Source organism: Jeotgalibacillus proteolyticus (assembly GCF_002926065.1).
GTDB lineage: Bacteria > Bacillota > Bacilli > Bacillales > Jeotgalibacillaceae > Jeotgalibacillus > Jeotgalibacillus proteolyticus.
This window is the reverse complement of record NZ_PREZ01000001.1, coordinates 409790-425311: the sequence shown is the minus strand read 5'-3', so window position 1 is coordinate 425311 and position 15522 is coordinate 409790. Positions and strand designations below refer to the sequence as shown.

The following is a 15522-nucleotide window of genomic DNA, read 5'->3' as shown; positions in this document are numbered from 1 at the left end:
GAGCATGAAAACTCAGGAACAGAAAAATCAGGTGATGAACCGCTTCCAGTACTCAACTGATCAGGTCATTGAAAAACCATTTAACTGGATGCAGCTGTGGAGACTTCTGCGATACCTGAAGCCTTATTCTAAAAAACTTCTTCCGCTCTCCATCCTGATGGTGCTGATTACTACGGCTATAAGGCTCGTTATTCCGATCATCATCGGAATTTATGTAATTGGAGATGCGATTGAAAATGGAAACAGCAATTGGCTTATGACCCTTGTAGGATTAGTAGCAGCTATGTATCTTGTTAACTATGCCGCTAATATTTTCCGTATTAAGTGGATGAATATTTTAGGTCAGAGTGTCATTTATGATCTAAGAAAGCATCTTTTTACTCATGTTCAATGGCTGAGCAACCGGTTTTTTGATCAGCGTTCAGCAGGTTCAATTCTTGTAAGAATAATGAACGACATTAATTCACTGCAGGAGCTATTTACAAATGGAGTTATCAATTTATTAATGGATGCTCTCATGCTGATCGGGATATTCATAATATTATTTACCATTAGCCCGGAGCTTGCACTCGCAGTAATGGTGATTCTTCCGGTTATGTTCTTACTCTCAACAAAGCTGAGAAGGCAAATAAGAAGATCCTGGCAGACCGTGCGCTTAAAGCAATCAAAGCTAAATTCACATTTGAATGAAAGCCTGCAGGGGATGAGAGTAACACAGTCATTCACTCAGGAAGATGAAAATGCCCAGTTTTTTAACGGGGTGAATACGGAAAACTTTGAGAGCTGGAGAGAGGCGACAAAGAAAAATGCTACATTTCGGCCGTTAGTGGAAATGACTAATGCAGTCGGTTCAGCCATTTTAATCTGGTACGGTGCCTCGCTTATTCAGGCTGACAAACTGGCGCTTGGTGAGCTAGTCACCTTTGCCTTTTTATTAGGGATGTTCTGGGAGCCTATTTCGAGACTGGGAATGGTGTATAACCAGCTTTTAATGGGAATGGCTTCATCTGAAAGGATATTTGAATTTCTGGATGAGCAGCCGAATGTAGCAGAAAATAAAAATGCGAAAACGATAAAGCAAATCCAGGGTGATATCACCTTTGAAAAGGTCGATTTTTCTTATTCAAATGACCGTAAAGCACTGGATTCTGTTTCATTAGATATAAAAGCTGGGGAAACCATTGCGCTTGTCGGCCATACGGGCTCAGGAAAAACAACAATTGCCAACATGATTACCCGTTTTTATGATCCAACAGGAGGTAAAATAAAAATGGATGGGCATGATCTGCGGGATATTTCTCTAAGGAGTCTAAGATCGCAAATTTCGATTGTGCTGCAGGATACATTCATTTTTTCCGGGACGATTAAGGATAATATCCGATTTGGTCATCCCCACGCAACCGATGAGCAAATAATGGATGCATCTAAGGCAGTAGGGGCAGATGGCTTTATTAAAAAGCTGCCAAATGGATATGACACGGAAGTAGAAGAAAGAGGTAATATTTTATCAGTTGGAGAAAGACAGCTGATATCGTTTGCACGGGCGCTGCTAGCTGATCCCCGGATCATCATTCTCGATGAGGCGACCGCTTCGATTGATACGGAAACCGAGGTCCAGATCCAACAGGCGTTGACTACCTTATTGAAGGGCAGAACAGCCATTATTATTGCCCACCGGTTATCAACGATTCGTGATGCTGACCGGATATATGTGCTTGATCACGGGCGGCTTATGGAATATGGAAATCATCATGAGTTAATGCTGCAAAACGGCATTTATCATAAGCTGGTTCAGTCACAATTTGCCATGCTTGAGGCTTTATAGAGAAAGAAACCCTTTAGTCAAAAGACTAAAGGGTTTTTAAATGCAATGAATAATTCCTTAAAATCATTTATTGACATAAAAGTTTGTGAAGTATGTCACAAAAAGTTCATGTTCAATGGATCACAAACTACCTTAATATTTTATAATAAAGGTATTGTAGTGATATAGTTAATATATCAGATAAGCAAGTCTTAAGGAGGGAAAGTTCTTGGTGGAATTAGATAGCGCAACGCTAAGTCGCATACTAACAGCAAGCACCTTAATGTTCCATGCCATATTTGCCACAATTGGTGTTGGTATTCCTATATTCATCATGCTGGCAGAATTTCTGGGAATAAAACGAAAGGATCCTCAGCTTTTAATTCTCGCCAGACGATGGGCAAGAGGGTACACCATTACTGTAGCTGTCGGGGTTGTAACAGGTACAGCGATCGGATTGCAATTATCGTTACTATGGCCAAGCTTTATGCAATTAGCCGGTCAGGTTATCGCTTTGCCATTGTTTATGGAGACTTTCGCATTCTTTTTTGAAGCAATATTTTTAGGCATTTACTTATATACATGGGACCGTTTTAAAAATCGCTGGCTTCACTGGCTGTTAACAATCCCAATTGTGATCGGCTCGACATTGTCAGCATTCTTTATTACATCGGTCAACGCTTTTATGAACTTCCCGCAAGGCTTTGAGCTTGTGAATGGAGAAACAGTTAATATTGATCCTTTAGCGGCAATGTTTAATCCAGCCACATGGCCGAAGGTTTTTCATGTAGTTATGTCTGCGTACATGACTGCAGCCTTCATATTAGCTGCGATTACGGCTTTTGCTATTTTGCGGAAAAAGGGCACTGAATATCATAAGAAGGCACTAAGAATAACGATGATTGCAGGTCTGGTCTTTGCTGCAGGTACAGCATTGGCAGGGGATTTATCTGCTAAATATTTAGCAGAACATCAGCCTGAAAAGCTGGCAGCTGCTGAATGGCATTTTGAAACTGAAACAAACGCTGACTTAATTTTATTTGGCACTATTAATGAGGACAGAGAGATAAGCAATGCAATCCGGATTCCCGGAATGCTCAGCTTCCTTGCAGGTAATTCATTTGACACAGAGGTTACCGGGCTAAATGAATTTCCTGAGGATGAACAGCCGCCTCTTTGGGTGCATTATGCATTTGATATTATGGTCGGGATAGGCATGTACTCCTTATTGATTGCGGGGGTCTTTATCATCCTAATGCTGTTTAAGCGATTTAATGAATGGAATAAACCGCTGTTATGGGGGATTGTAGCAAGCGGCCCGCTGGCAATGATCGCCATTGAATGTGGATGGGTCCTGGCTGAGGTTGGACGACAGCCGTGGATTTTAAGAGGATACATGCGAGTAGAAGAAGGAGCAACTACCTCAGGGGATGTCGGAATTGCTTTAGCGATGTTCCTGCTGCTGTATGGCGTTCTTGCTGTTTTCTGTGTAACTGTTCTGATCAAAATGTTCAAAAACAGACCGCCAGAAGCAGAAGTTGAAAAACGCTATCCAAACGGAACCATTGATTAATTTGATAGGGTGAGGGCATTCCTCACCCTTTTCCTTTAAAACCGTTTACAGTTGATCTTTACTAAGGAGGCTGACCATGAGCTTAGAGGTATTAGGTATTACAGTATTGTGGATCTTTTTATACGGATATTTAATTGTTGCTTCGATTGATTTTGGGGCAGGATTTTTTGCTTATTATGCGAGAATTACGAAGCGAGAGCACATTATGAGTAAATTAATCAGTCGTTACTTATCACCTGTATGGGAAGTAACCAACGTATTTTTTGTCTTTTTCTTTGTAGGGCTGATTGGATTCTTTCCGGACACAGCGTACTATTTAGGTACAGCTTTACTGCTGCCGGGGAGTGTAGCAATTATTCTCCTTTCAATTCGTGGAGCTTTTTATGCATTCGGAAACTATGGAGTCAGTAATAATACGTTTTTCCTGTTTCTATACGGAGCAACCGGCTTGTTGATTCCGGCGTCATTATCCACAGCGCTGACAATTTCAGAAGGCGGGTATCTTAACGTAACGGATAATGGGGTTGAATTCCTTGCAAAAGAATTATTTACAAGCCCTTATTCCTGGAGTGTTGTTTTCCTTGCAATTGTTTCAGTGCTCTATATAAGTGCAAGCTTTTTAACCTATTATGCCAACCGTGCAGAAGACAATGCCTCACGCGATATTATGAGAAAGTTTTCTTTATTCTGGAGCGCTCCTACAATTATAGCGAGTTTCCTTGTTTTTATCGGATTAAGGCGGCATAACCCAGGGCACTTTGAAAATGCACTTGATTTATGGTGGATGTTCGGATTATCCTTCCTGTTTTTTGCAATTGCCACCGCACTGGTCTACTTTAAAAAGATGTATGGACTTGCGTTTATTTCAGTGATGCTTCAGTTCTTTTTTGCTTTCTTTGGCTATGGGGCTTCGCATCTTCCGTATATCATCTATCCGTATGTAACGATCGAAGGCAGTGTCGTGAACGAAACAATGGGAACAGCTCTGGTGATCGTCTTTATCGCCGGTCTGCTTCTTTTAATCCCGTCTCTGTTTTTACTCATGCGTTTATTCCTGTTCGATGCAGATTATATCAAAGGAAAGAAATAATCGCTATCGCTTTTCAAGTTCTATGATAAAATGGGAGATACGAAAAGAGCTTGGTATGGGGGAATTAGCGTGAAAAAAGAGTTTGTTGTAATCGGATTAGGGCGCTTTGGCGGAAGTATTGTAAGAGAGCTGATTGAACAAGGCATGGACGTAATGGCTATTGATAAATTCGAAGATAAAATAGATCAGTTCGCCAATATCGCTACACACGCTGTAATGGCTGACTCTACTGATGAATCCGTCCTCAGGAGTCTTGGAATCCGGAATTTTGACCATGTTATTGTAGCGATCGGGGACGATATTCAAGCAAGCATTTTGACTACCCTGATGCTTAAAGAAATTGGCGTAAAAAAGATCACTGTGAAAGCTCAAAATGATTATCATGAGAAGGTTTTAAGGCGAATAGGGGCGGACAAGGTCGTTCACCCAGAACGTGATATGGGAAAAAGAATCGCCCACAACATAGTATCGAACAATGTGCTTGATTATCTTGAGCTTTCTGATGAACATTCCATAGTTGAGATTGTAGCGAATGACCATTTAATCGGAAATACCATTATTGGACTGGATATCAGGGCCCAATATGGAATTAATATTGTGGCAATAAAAAGAAAAGATGATATTATCGTATCTCCTCAGGCAACTGATGAAATTCAAAAGGAAGATATTCTGATAGTTATTGGAGCAGATACAGATATTAACCGATTCGAAAAGAAAGTAATGCAAAGCTCCTGACTAAACATTAAAAAGGATCCTCCGCAAAAAAGCGGGGGATCCTTTTATTATTATACCTCCATGATGATCGGTAAAATCATCGGACGGCGTTTTGTTCTTTCATAAAGGAAAGGCTCGAGTGTATCATTAATTTCGTTTTTTATTTCAGACCATTGACTTGTTTTTTTGCTAAGGACCTTATTCAGATGTTTGTTAAGGAGAGATTGCGCCTGATGAATCAACTCGCCTGACTCCCGCATGTAAACAAATCCTCTAGAAATAAGATCTGGTCCGGAGGCAATCCGGTGATCCTTCATATTAATACTGACCACTACTACAACCAGTCCTTCTTCTGATAGAATCCGGCGGTCACGAAGGACGATATTACCAATATCCCCTATGCCGCTCCCGTCGATATAAACAGATCCCGAAGGAATTTTCCCGGCTACATTTGCCTCATCGCTGCTCAAAGCAAGTACGTCACCATTGTCCATTACAAAGCAATTTTCCTCTGGAACATCACAATCCACTGCAAGGTTCACGTGCATTTTCTGCATTCGGAATTCACCGTGAATCGGGACAAAAAACTTTGGCTGAATTAAACGGATCATCAGCTTTTGTTCTTCCTGAGAACCATGACCTGAAGTATGAATATTACTTAATGGTCCATGGACTACATCAGCGCCTGCACGGTATAGAAGATTAATCGTGCGGTTTACACTGATCGTGTTACCCGGGATAGGAGATGAAGAAAATACGACAGTATCCCCAGGAATAATTTGAATTTGGCGATGTGTGCCATTTGCTATACGGGATAGGGCAGCCATTGGCTCTCCCTGGCTTCCGGTACACAAAATGACCACTTTATCTGCGGGAAGTCTGTTTAATGTATGGGCATCGACAAACGTGTCCTTGGGAGCATTAATATACCCCAGCTCATGTCCGATGCCAATCGCATTTTCCATGCTTCTTCCAAACACCGCAACCTTTCTGCCGTGCTTAACTGCAGCTTCTGTTACCTGCTGCAGACGATAAATATTTGAAGCAAATGTAGCAAAAATAATTCTGCCATTTACTTTTCGGAAAATGTCATCAATGCTTTCTCCGACTTTACGTTCTGACATAGTGAAATTAGGAACCTCACTATTCGTACTGTCTGAAAGAAGAGCTAAGACTCCTTCCTTGCCGATTTCGGCCATTTTAGTTAAATTAGCAGGCTCGCCTACAGGTGTAAAATCAAATTTAAAGTCACCTGTGTGAACAATATTTCCTGGCGGTGTTTTTACTACAACCCCATATGAATCGGGAATGCTGTGAGTCGTTCTAAAGAAGCTTACAGCTGTTTTGCGAAATTTAATTACATCATCTTCACCGATTGGATGAAGCTTGGCATTTCGCAAAAGGCCATGCTCTTCAAGCTTGTTTTTCAAAAGCCCTAAAGCAAGTTTTCCTCCATAGACAGGGATATTCACCTTGCGCAGCAGGTAGGGAATCCCGCCTATATGATCCTCATGACCATGCGTAATAAATAACCCTTTAATTTTATCAATATTTCGTTCGAGGTACGTATAATCAGGAATTACGTAATCTATTCCTAATAGCTCGTCCTCCGGGAATTTAATTCCGGCGTCAATCAGAATTATTTCATCCTGGAACTGAACCCCATACGTATTTTTTCCGATTTCACCCATCCCGCCGAGGGCAAACACAGCGGTCTGGTCATTCTTTACAAATTTCATTGGTTAAAGCTGCTCCAAACGGTAGTTCTCATGATTTTGCTCGTATTCAAGATATTTGCCCTCTAATTTTTGAACAAGCTCGATGTTGTAGTTTCTGTTTTTAAGTTTTAACCGCACGTCCATTTCAGAGTCAGCTTCTAAATAGAGTGTCTGTGTTTTCTCTCTTACAGGTACTTCAGTTGCGCTTTCTTGATAATAAACTTTATAAATCATCTTTTAATCTCTCCTTCAATTTTTCAAACTTATTTAAGGCGAAAGAGCATCTCTGCTTTTCACGTTTATTTAATTTGGGTAAGCACTAATAGTACTGTTATTACCATTTTCCTGCAGTTTATAACCTGGCTCTTTAAACAAAAGAACAGCCCTCCCAAATTGGAGGGCTTTGCAGGGGCTTAGGCGATCGTCTTCTTCCGTAGCATGTCTCTCCACTGTCGTGCAAGCTTTTTTCGTAGCTTCTTCAACATTGCGGATCACTCCTTACCCATATCATACCTTTTATCGGGCAATCTGTAAAGACGAGCTTCTTGACATTAAAAGCTGGAATGTAAGGGATCACAGGTTTTTAGGCTATAGTAAGCTTTTGGTATTTTCAATTGCAAGTATATTAATGAAGGAACTTGTTAGCAGGCTATACGGACAGCTTATCTTTCAATCGGGACAGAATTCTCGGGCTCGAAAAAAGGATCATTTGGATTAATATAATCATAAAACATAACCCCATTTAAATGATCGAGCTCATGTTGGACTGCGATAGCGGCAAGTCCCTTAAGGCGCAGTTTAACCGGTTTTCCATCAATATCAAAACCGGTTAAAGTAACACGGGAATACCGCGGAACATAGCCGGGGATGTTTCTATCCACTGATAAACAGCCTTCACCGGAGGTCAAAAATGTTTTTTCAACAGAGTGACTGACAACCTTCGGATTAAAAAGGGCGTAGCTGTGCTGACGTCCTGGTCCGTCCTCAAGATGAACAGCAAACATTCTTTTCGAGATATTGATTTGCGGAGCTGCAAGACCGATGCCGGGACGCAAGCCGTATTTCTCAGCGACCTCAGTGTTCTGGCTGTTTATAACATATTCAAGCAGCTCTTTTAAAATTTTTCGGTCCTCTTCTGAGGGAGGAAGCGGGACCTCTTTAGCAACCTGCCTTAAAGTAGGGTGCCCTTCCCGGATTATATCTTCCATCTTAATCATATTCAGATCCTCCTGCTATTACTTAAAATCAATTAGTGTAATCATATCAAAGAATTAATCAGAAAAAAATAAACAAAACGGAAATCCTGAAACAGAAAAACCAGTAATATCCTATAAAATCATTGCTTAATCATATAATCATCGATATTATAATAATTGTCATTATCTCAAGGGGGTACATAGAATCGTGAGAAAATCCATATTAGCAGGTGCAATATTACCTTCTCTTTTAGTAGCCGGGTGTGTCTTTGGAGGATCACCTGAAGAGGAGATTGGCGGTATATTAAATTCTACTGTCGAGAAAGAACAGGGCTTTGTTGATTCCCAGCAGCCTATTAAGGAACTGGAACAGGAAGAACAGGAATTATTTGATAATATTATGGCATTAAGCATAGAAGAGTTTGAGCAAATAGAGGGCTATGCTAATGAAGCACTGGAAAACCTCGACCAGCGTGAAGAACAGTTAACAGTTGAAACAGAATCAATTGAAGAAGCAAAAGAAGAATTCGAATCTGTTGGTGAACATGTTCAGGATGTTGAAGATGAAAATGTAAGAACTCATGTAGAAAATATGGTAGATGTCATGAACGAACGCTATCAGGTGCATGGGGAGCTGGTTTCTCAATATAACGAAGCCATTACATTAGACCGCGAGCTTTATAACCTGCTTCAGGATCAGGAGCTTGCACTTGAGGATTTGGAAGCGCATATCGAAAAAGTGAACGGTCAGTATGAATTAATTGCAGAGACAAATGAAACGTTTAATGCACTCACCGATGAATACAATTCCTTAAAAACCGAATACTTTGAAATGACGAGTGAAGAAGAGTAGGGATACCTGCTCTTTTTTTTAGTTTTGGGGAAGGTCAGGGCACAATTAGAGGAGAGGTATTCCAAGTTTATTAAAACAGGATACCTATTATGAATGAAGAAAACGAATCTTAACCTATTCCTGGACAAAAGCAAATGACTCATTCTTAAAAACTACACGGGAGGGGATAAACTGACAGCCATATAACAGTTTACTGTGTCACAATAAAAATAGTACAGTTTGAAGAGTTTTAGTAGTACAGAATTGGTGATTTTCGTATTTTTTGAATGTCCGAAAAAGAAAAGAAAAAAGCTAACACGTATGTGTTGACGTTGAGGTTTTTGTTATTGTAAACTTAATCAGGTAATGAACATTGTATCAGTAAATATTTAAAAATAATTGATACAGAAAAATAAATTATAAATGAAAATGTTTTTTTACAGCAGGTTTGTGGAAAAATAAAAAGTATGTCTACTTGTGTGTTTTTTCGGAGAGGCCCAAAGAAGTGCAGCTCCTATAAATTTCAATAACGGAAGGATAGGTGGATTTAATGGCTAAGAAAACAGCCCAGTTCGACGCAGTAAAAACGCTCGAAAAAATCGAAGATCAGTTTGAAATGTTTCAAATTCTTGATCAGGATGGAAATATCGTTAATGAAGATGCAATGCCTGATTTAAGTGATGAGGAGCTTCAGGAATTAATGCACCGCATGGTGTACACAAGAATTCTTGATCAGCGTTCTATTTCGTTAAATCGTCAGGGACGTCTTGGATTCTATGCTCCGACTGCCGGACAGGAAGCATCACAAATCGCTTCTCACTTCGCTCTTGAGCAGGAAGACTGGGTAGTTCCAGGTTATCGTGATGTACCTCAGATTATCTGGCACGGACTTCCATTATCTCAGGCGTTTTTATTCTCCCGTGGTCATTACTTAGGAAATAAATCACCTGAAGGCGTTAATGTATTGCCTCCTCAAATCATCATCGGAGCTCAATATGTACAAACTGCCGGAATCGCTCTTGGCCTGAAAAGACGTGGTAAGAGCTCTGTAGCAATTACGTACACAGGTGATGGGGGTTCTTCTCAAGGAGATTTCTACGAAGGAATCAACTTTGCTGGAGCATACAGCGCACCGGCAATCTTTGTCGTGCAAAACAATCAGTTCGCTATCTCAACACCAAGAGATAAGCAGACTAAAGGTAAAACAATTGCTCAAAAAGCAGTTTCTGCCGGAATTCCGGGAATTCTTGTTGACGGTATGGACCCGCTTGCAGTATACGTTGCGACAAAAGATGCCCGCGACCGCGCTGTTAATGGTGAAGGTCCAACACTGATTGAGACACTTTGCTACCGTTACGGCCCGCACACAATGGCAGGAGATGACCCTACCCGTTACCGTACAGACGAAATGGATACAGAGTGGGAAAAAAGAGATCCGCTTGTTCGCTTCAGAAAATTCCTTGAAGACAAGAATCTTTGGAATGAAGAAAGAGAGAACGAGTCAATCGAACAAGCAAAAGAAGAAATTAAAGAAGCCATTAAAGTGGCTGACGATACAGCAAAACAAAAAGTAACGGATCTAATGGAGATCATGTATGATGAAATGCCTTTCAACCTGAAAGAACAGTACGAAATCTACAAAGAGAAGGAGTCGAAGTAAGCCATGGCGCAAATGACAATGATTCAAGCCATCACGGACGCTTTACGCACTGAAATGAAGAACGATGAAAATGTACTTGTCTTTGGTGAGGATGTCGGTTTAAACGGCGGAGTTTTCCGTGCAACTGAAGGCCTTCAAAAAGAGTTTGGTGAGGACAGAGTATTTGATACCCCTCTTGCAGAATCAGGTATTGGCGGCCTTGCCATCGGTCTTGCACTTGAAGGCTACCGTCCGGTTCCGGAAATCCAGTTTTTCGGTTTCGTATTTGAAGTAATGGACTCTGTAAGCGGACAAATGGCTCGTATGAGATACCGCAGCGGCGGAAAATACTCTTCACCGGTTACAATCCGCTCACCATTTGGCGGCGGTGTTCACACTCCTGAGCTTCACGCTGACAGCCTTGAAGGGCTTATGGCGCAGCAGCCTGGATTAAAGGTCGTTATTCCTTCTACACCTAAGGACGCAAAAGGCTTGCTTATTTCAGCTATTCGCGACAACGATCCTGTGATTTTCCTTGAGCATATGAAGCTATACCGCTCATTCCGTGAAGATGTCCCTGAAGAAGAATACACAATTGAACTTGGCAAAGCTGATGTGAAGCGTGAAGGAACTGATCTTTCTATCATTACTTACGGTGCAATGGTACATGAATCACTTAAAGCAGCTGAAGCTCTTGAAAAAGAAGGACACTCTGTAGAAGTAATTGACCTTCGTACAATTCAGCCGCTTGATATTGAAACCATTATTGCATCAGTTGAAAAAACAAATCGTGCGATCGTCGTTCAGGAAGCTCAAAAGCAAGCTGGAATTGCTTCCAGTGTAGTAGCTGAAATTAATGATCGTGCTATCTTAAGCCTTGAAGCACCGGTTCTTCGTGTTACAGCAGCTGATACTGTGTTCCCGTTCTCTCAAGCGGAATCAGTGTGGCTTCCAAACGCAAAAGACGTTATTGCTACAGCTAAAAAGGTATTGGAATTTTAATAGAGATTCACACGAAACGGAGATTTTTCTCCGTTTCTAACGTAATAAGCAAAATTATGAATTATCAGGAGGGTGAAAACATTGTCATTTGAATTTAAATTGCCAGACATTGGTGAAGGTATTCACGAAGGTGAGATCGTAAAGTGGTTTATTACCAAAGGTGATAAAGTTGAAGAAGATGATGTTCTATGTGAAGTGCAGAATGATAAAGCAGTTGTAGAAATTCCTTCCCCTGTTGCAGGTACAGTCGAGGATATTCTTGTTGAAGAAGGCGCCGTAGCAGTAGTTGGCGATACACTGATTAAATTTGATGCACCTGGATATGAAAACCTTAAATTTAAAGGCTCAGACAGCGATGACGATTCTTCCAAAAAGGAAGAGCCTAAAGAAGAGTCTAAAGAAGAACCTAAAGAAGAAAAAGCTGAGTCTGTTCAGGAAGAATCTACTGATAACGTAGAAACATCACCTGCAGTTGAAAGCGATGTTGATCCTGACCGTCGAATCATTGCGATGCCTTCTGTAAGGAAATATGCAAGAGATAACGATGTTGATATCCGTTATGTATCTGGTTCAGGTAAAAACGGACGAATTTCCAAGGATGATGTTGATTCTTACCTAAGCGGGGATACAGCGTCTGAGGAAGCTTCAGCACCAGCAGAGGAAACTAAAGAAGCTTCAGCAAAAACGGAAGAAAAATCTTCATCTAAACAACAAGTGCCTGAAGGCCAGTATCCTGAAACCCGTGAGAAAATGAGCGGAATGAGAAAAGCAATTGCAAAAGCAATGGTTAACTCTAAGCAGACTGCACCTCACGTAACTTTGATGGATGAAATCGATGTAACCAAACTTGTAGCACACCGCAAGAAGTTCAAGGAAGTTGCGATGGAAAGAAATATCAAGCTTACATTCCTTCCATACGTAGTAAAAGCACTTGTTGCTGCACTTCGTGAGTTCCCGGCATTAAACACGTCGATTGACGATGATGCACAGGAAATTATTCAAAAGCACTACTACAATATCGGTATTGCTGCCGACACAGAAAAAGGACTTGTTGTACCTGTAGTGAAGGATGCTGACCGTAAATCCATCTTCAGCATTTCTGACCAGATCAATGAGCTTGCAACAAAAGCTCGTGACGGAAAACTTTCCGGTAACGAGATGAAGGGTGCTTCTTGCACAATTACCAACATCGGTTCTGCAGGCGGACAATGGTTCACACCTGTAATTAATCATCCTGAGGTTGCAATCTTAGGAATTGGTCGAATTGCAGAAAAACCTGTCGTAAAAAATGGTGAAATTGTAGCCGCACCTGTGTTAGCATTATCATTGAGCTTTGATCACCGTATTATTGATGGAGCAACTGCTCAGAATGCATTAAACCTTATTAAGCGTTTATTGAACGATCCAGAACTTTTACTAATGGAGGCGTAAAACCATGGTAGTTGGAGATTTCCCAATCGAAACAGACACACTTGTCATCGGATCAGGTCCTGGAGGTTATGTAGCAGCAATTCGTGCTGCTCAGCTCGGACAAAAAGTAACAATTGTAGAAAAAGAATATGTAGGCGGCGTTTGTCTGAATGTCGGCTGTATTCCTTCTAAAGCTATGATTACAATCGGTCACCGCTTTGAACAGGCTCAACATTCTGACGATATGGGAATTGTAGCTGAAAATGTAAAGCTTAATTTCGAAAAAGCTCAGGAATGGAAAGCTGGCGTTGTGAAAAAATTAACAGGCGGTGTTGAAGGTCTGTTAAAAGGAAATAAAGTTGAACTGGTACGCGGTGAAGCATACTTCGTGGACAGTGAAACAGTCCGTGTTATGGATGATAATTCAGCGCAAACGTACAAATTCAAAAATGCAATTCTTGCAACCGGTTCAAGACCGATTGAAATTCCTACTTTTAAATTTTCTAAACGTGTCCTTGATTCTACTGGCGCACTTGCATTAAAAGAGGTTCCTAAGAGCCTAGTCGTAATCGGCGGAGGATATATTGGCACTGAGCTCAGCACTGCTTATGCGAATATGGGTACTGAAGTAACCATACTTGAAGGTGCTGACGACATCCTTGGCGGATTTGAAAAGCAAATGACGTCTATCGTGAAAAAAGGCCTTAAGAAAAAAGGTGTTACTGTTATCACAAAAGCGATGGCTAAAGGCGTAGATGAATCGGATGAAGGTGTAACCGTCACTTATGAAGCGAAAGGCGAAGAAGTGAAGGTTGAGGCTGAATACGTACTGGTAACAGTAGGACGCCGTCCAAACACAGATGAAATCGGCCTAGAGCAGGTTGGTATTGAAATGTCCGACCGCGGCATCGTTAAAACGGATAAGCAATGCCGTACAAGCGTAAGCAATATTTTCGCAATCGGTGATATTGTTGATGGCCCACCGCTTGCTCATAAAGCTTCTTATGAAGGTAAAGTAGCTGCAGAAGTTATCAGCGGCGAAAAATCTGAAGTTGATTACCTTGCAATCCCAGCTGTGTGCTTCACAGATCCTGAGCTTGCAACAGTAGGTCATTCAGAAGCTTCAGCTAAAGAAGAAGGCATTGAAGTGACTGCAGCTAAGTTCCCATTTGCTGCAAACGGACGTGCTTTAGCACTTAACCAGACAGAAGGTTTTGTGAAGATTGTTACCCGTAAAGAGGATGGCTTGATTATCGGAGCACAAATCGCAGGAGATGGAGCTTCAGATATCGTTGCTGAGCTTGGCTTAGCGATTGAAGCTGGCATGACTGCAGAAGATGTTGCCATGACAATTCATGCTCACCCAACTTTAGGTGAAATTACAATGGAAGCAGCGGAAGTTGCATTAGGAACGCCAATCCATATTGTAAAATAAATCATATCCCTCCGGATCACACCGGAGGGTTTTTTTTATCAGGAAAAAATTTAAATATATGACAAACCATTACATTAAATGCTAATTGTGATAAAATAAGTTGGGAAATGTTATCGAAAGGTGAGGTTGGATGAAATACATAACAGCAATGGGCGTAACGAGTATTTTGCTTTTATCAGCCTGTTCAACAGACAAGGCAGAAAAGCAGGATGAGGGTGCAATTGAGGAAATGCCGCAGGGAGAAACGGATCAGGAGGTAGAAGAAGAGATTGTGCCGCCTGAAGAAGACCATGAGGAAGAAACAGAAGAAGCAGCTGGAGATGTACAGGTTGAAAAGCTGTATGAAATCAATGAAGTAAATTGGTCAGTGCAGCCTATCGGAGAAGCTGATCCTCAGGTCGCCCTGCTGACGATTGATGATGCGCCCGATAAATATGGGGTTGAAATGGCACACACACTTAAGGAAATGAATGTTCACGCAATTTTTTTCGTGAATGGACATTTTTTAGATACACCTGAAGAGGAAGAGAAACTTAAAGAAATACACGAGTTGGGCTTTCCGATCGGCAACCATACCTTCTCTCACCCAAATTTACGAGATTTGACAGAAGAAGAGCAAAGGGAAGAGATTGTGTCATTAAATGACCGTGTAGAAGAAATAATAGGAGAACGCCCTGTATTCTTCAGAGCGCCCTTTGGAGCCAATACGGACTTTACCGAACAGCTCGCTTTAGAGGAAGGTATGCTTCTGATGAACTGGACATACGGCTATGACTGGGAAGTTGAGTATCAGGATGCAGCTGCCCTTTCTGACATTATGGTCAATACAGAATTTCTTGCAAATGGCGCAAACCTTCTTATGCATGACCGTGCATGGACAAATGAAGCATTGCCATCTTTGGTGACAGGCTTGAGAAATAAAGGGTATGAATTTGTAGACCCTGCTGCCATTGTACGGCCTGGGGACGAAAATTAAAAAAATGATTGAAAACCCTCACTCCATAGGATAGAATAGCAGGGAAGCGCTTACAATCCTGTGGGGATGGGAGTAAGAAGCTCCGGGCTTGCAGATCAGCCAATTGACCGTCATGTATAATAATAAAAAAGAG

Annotated in this window: 13 protein-coding genes; 10 read left to right on the top strand and 3 right to left on the bottom strand. The window is 41.3% G+C overall.

Features of this window, described 5'->3' with window-relative positions:
- The first annotated feature begins 4 nt into the window (after window positions 1-4).
- The 4 genes from C4B60_RS02195 (at window position 5) to C4B60_RS02180 (ending at window position 5202) form a co-directional block, all read left to right on the top strand.
- Complete coding sequence (locus tag C4B60_RS02195; RefSeq protein ID WP_104056278.1) at window positions 5-1825, top strand: ABC transporter ATP-binding protein; 1821 nt, start codon at window positions 5-7, stop codon at window positions 1823-1825.
- 211 nt (window positions 1826-2036) lie between these two features.
- Window positions 2037-3377 carry a cytochrome ubiquinol oxidase subunit I gene (locus C4B60_RS02190; protein ID WP_104056645.1) on the top strand — a complete coding sequence of 447 codons (1341 nt, stop codon included), beginning with the start codon at window positions 2037-2039 and terminating at the stop codon, window positions 3375-3377.
- 76 nt (window positions 3378-3453) lie between these two features.
- Entirely contained in the window at window positions 3454-4467 is a 1014-nt protein-coding gene (locus tag C4B60_RS02185; RefSeq protein ID WP_104056276.1) for a cytochrome d ubiquinol oxidase subunit II, read from the top strand.
- A 69-nt stretch (window positions 4468-4536) separates the two neighbouring features.
- On the top strand, window positions 4537-5202 hold the full coding sequence (locus C4B60_RS02180; RefSeq protein WP_104056274.1) for a potassium channel family protein: 666 nt from the start codon (window positions 4537-4539) through the stop codon (window positions 5200-5202).
- Between the two features lie 50 nt (window positions 5203-5252).
- Here the strand turns inward: C4B60_RS02180 and rnjA are convergent, their stop codons facing one another.
- From rnjA to def, 3 genes are all read right to left on the bottom strand, one after another.
- On the bottom strand, window positions 5253-6920 hold the full coding sequence (rnjA, locus tag C4B60_RS02175; RefSeq protein WP_104056271.1) for a ribonuclease J1: 1668 nt from the start codon (window positions 6918-6920) through the stop codon (window positions 5253-5255).
- A 3-nt stretch (window positions 6921-6923) separates the two neighbouring features.
- Complete coding sequence (locus C4B60_RS02170) at window positions 6924-7133, bottom strand: DNA-dependent RNA polymerase subunit epsilon (protein ID WP_104056269.1); 210 nt, start codon at window positions 7131-7133, stop codon at window positions 6924-6926.
- Between the two features lie 428 nt (window positions 7134-7561).
- Window positions 7562-8116 (bottom strand): peptide deformylase, encoded by a 555-nt coding sequence (def, locus tag C4B60_RS02165; RefSeq protein ID WP_104056267.1) that lies wholly within the window; start codon window positions 8114-8116, stop codon window positions 7562-7564.
- A 187-nt stretch (window positions 8117-8303) separates the two neighbouring features.
- On the opposite strand from def, the gene C4B60_RS02160 reads away from it, so the two are divergent.
- The 6 genes from C4B60_RS02160 to C4B60_RS02135 all read left to right on the top strand — a co-directional run bounded on the left by C4B60_RS02160 (window position 8304) and on the right by C4B60_RS02135 (window position 15389).
- Window positions 8304-8948 (top strand): YkyA family protein, encoded by a 645-nt coding sequence (locus tag C4B60_RS02160; protein ID WP_167578552.1) that lies wholly within the window; start codon window positions 8304-8306, stop codon window positions 8946-8948.
- Between the two features lie 529 nt (window positions 8949-9477).
- Window positions 9478-10587 carry a pyruvate dehydrogenase (acetyl-transferring) E1 component subunit alpha gene (pdhA, locus tag C4B60_RS02155; RefSeq protein WP_104056263.1) on the top strand — a complete coding sequence of 370 codons (1110 nt, stop codon included), beginning with the start codon at window positions 9478-9480 and terminating at the stop codon, window positions 10585-10587.
- Window positions 10588-10590: 3 nt separating this feature from the next.
- Window positions 10591-11568, top strand: a complete 978-nt coding sequence (locus tag C4B60_RS02150; protein ID WP_104056261.1) for an alpha-ketoacid dehydrogenase subunit beta — start codon at window positions 10591-10593, stop codon at window positions 11566-11568.
- Window positions 11569-11649: 81 nt separating this feature from the next.
- On the top strand, window positions 11650-12999 hold the full coding sequence (locus C4B60_RS02145; protein WP_104056259.1) for a dihydrolipoamide acetyltransferase family protein: 1350 nt from the start codon (window positions 11650-11652) through the stop codon (window positions 12997-12999).
- A 4-nt stretch (window positions 13000-13003) separates the two neighbouring features.
- Window positions 13004-14413 (top strand): dihydrolipoyl dehydrogenase, encoded by a 1410-nt coding sequence (lpdA, locus tag C4B60_RS02140; protein ID WP_104056257.1) that lies wholly within the window; start codon window positions 13004-13006, stop codon window positions 14411-14413.
- Window positions 14414-14543: 130 nt separating this feature from the next.
- Entirely contained in the window at window positions 14544-15389 is an 846-nt protein-coding gene (locus tag C4B60_RS02135; protein ID WP_104056255.1) for a polysaccharide deacetylase family protein, read from the top strand.
- The last annotated feature ends 133 nt before the right edge of the window (window positions 15390-15522 follow it).

Bases quoted from the DNA above. Each gene is read 5' to 3' on its own strand.
- C4B60_RS02185 (WP_104056276.1), top strand. From the start codon at position 3,454: ATGAGCTTAGAGGTATTAGGTATTACAGTATTGTGGATCTTTTTATAC.
- pdhA (WP_104056263.1), top strand. From the start codon at position 9,478: ATGGCTAAGAAAACAGCCCAGTTCGACGCAGTAAAAACGCTCGAAAAA.
- C4B60_RS02135 (WP_104056255.1), top strand. From the start codon at position 14,544: ATGAAATACATAACAGCAATGGGCGTAACGAGTATTTTGCTTTTATCA.
- C4B60_RS02170 (WP_104056269.1), bottom strand. From the start codon at position 7,133: ATGATTTATAAAGTTTATTATCAAGAAAGCGCAACTGAAGTACCTGTA.
- C4B60_RS02195 (WP_104056278.1), top strand. From the start codon at position 5: ATGAAAACTCAGGAACAGAAAAATCAGGTGATGAACCGCTTCCAGTAC.
- def (WP_104056267.1), bottom strand. From the start codon at position 8,116: ATGATTAAGATGGAAGATATAATCCGGGAAGGGCACCCTACTTTAAGG.
- C4B60_RS02150 (WP_104056261.1), top strand. From the start codon at position 10,591: ATGGCGCAAATGACAATGATTCAAGCCATCACGGACGCTTTACGCACT.
- rnjA (WP_104056271.1), bottom strand. From the start codon at position 6,920: ATGAAATTTGTAAAGAATGACCAGACCGCTGTGTTTGCCCTCGGCGGG.
- lpdA (WP_104056257.1), top strand. From the start codon at position 13,004: ATGGTAGTTGGAGATTTCCCAATCGAAACAGACACACTTGTCATCGGA.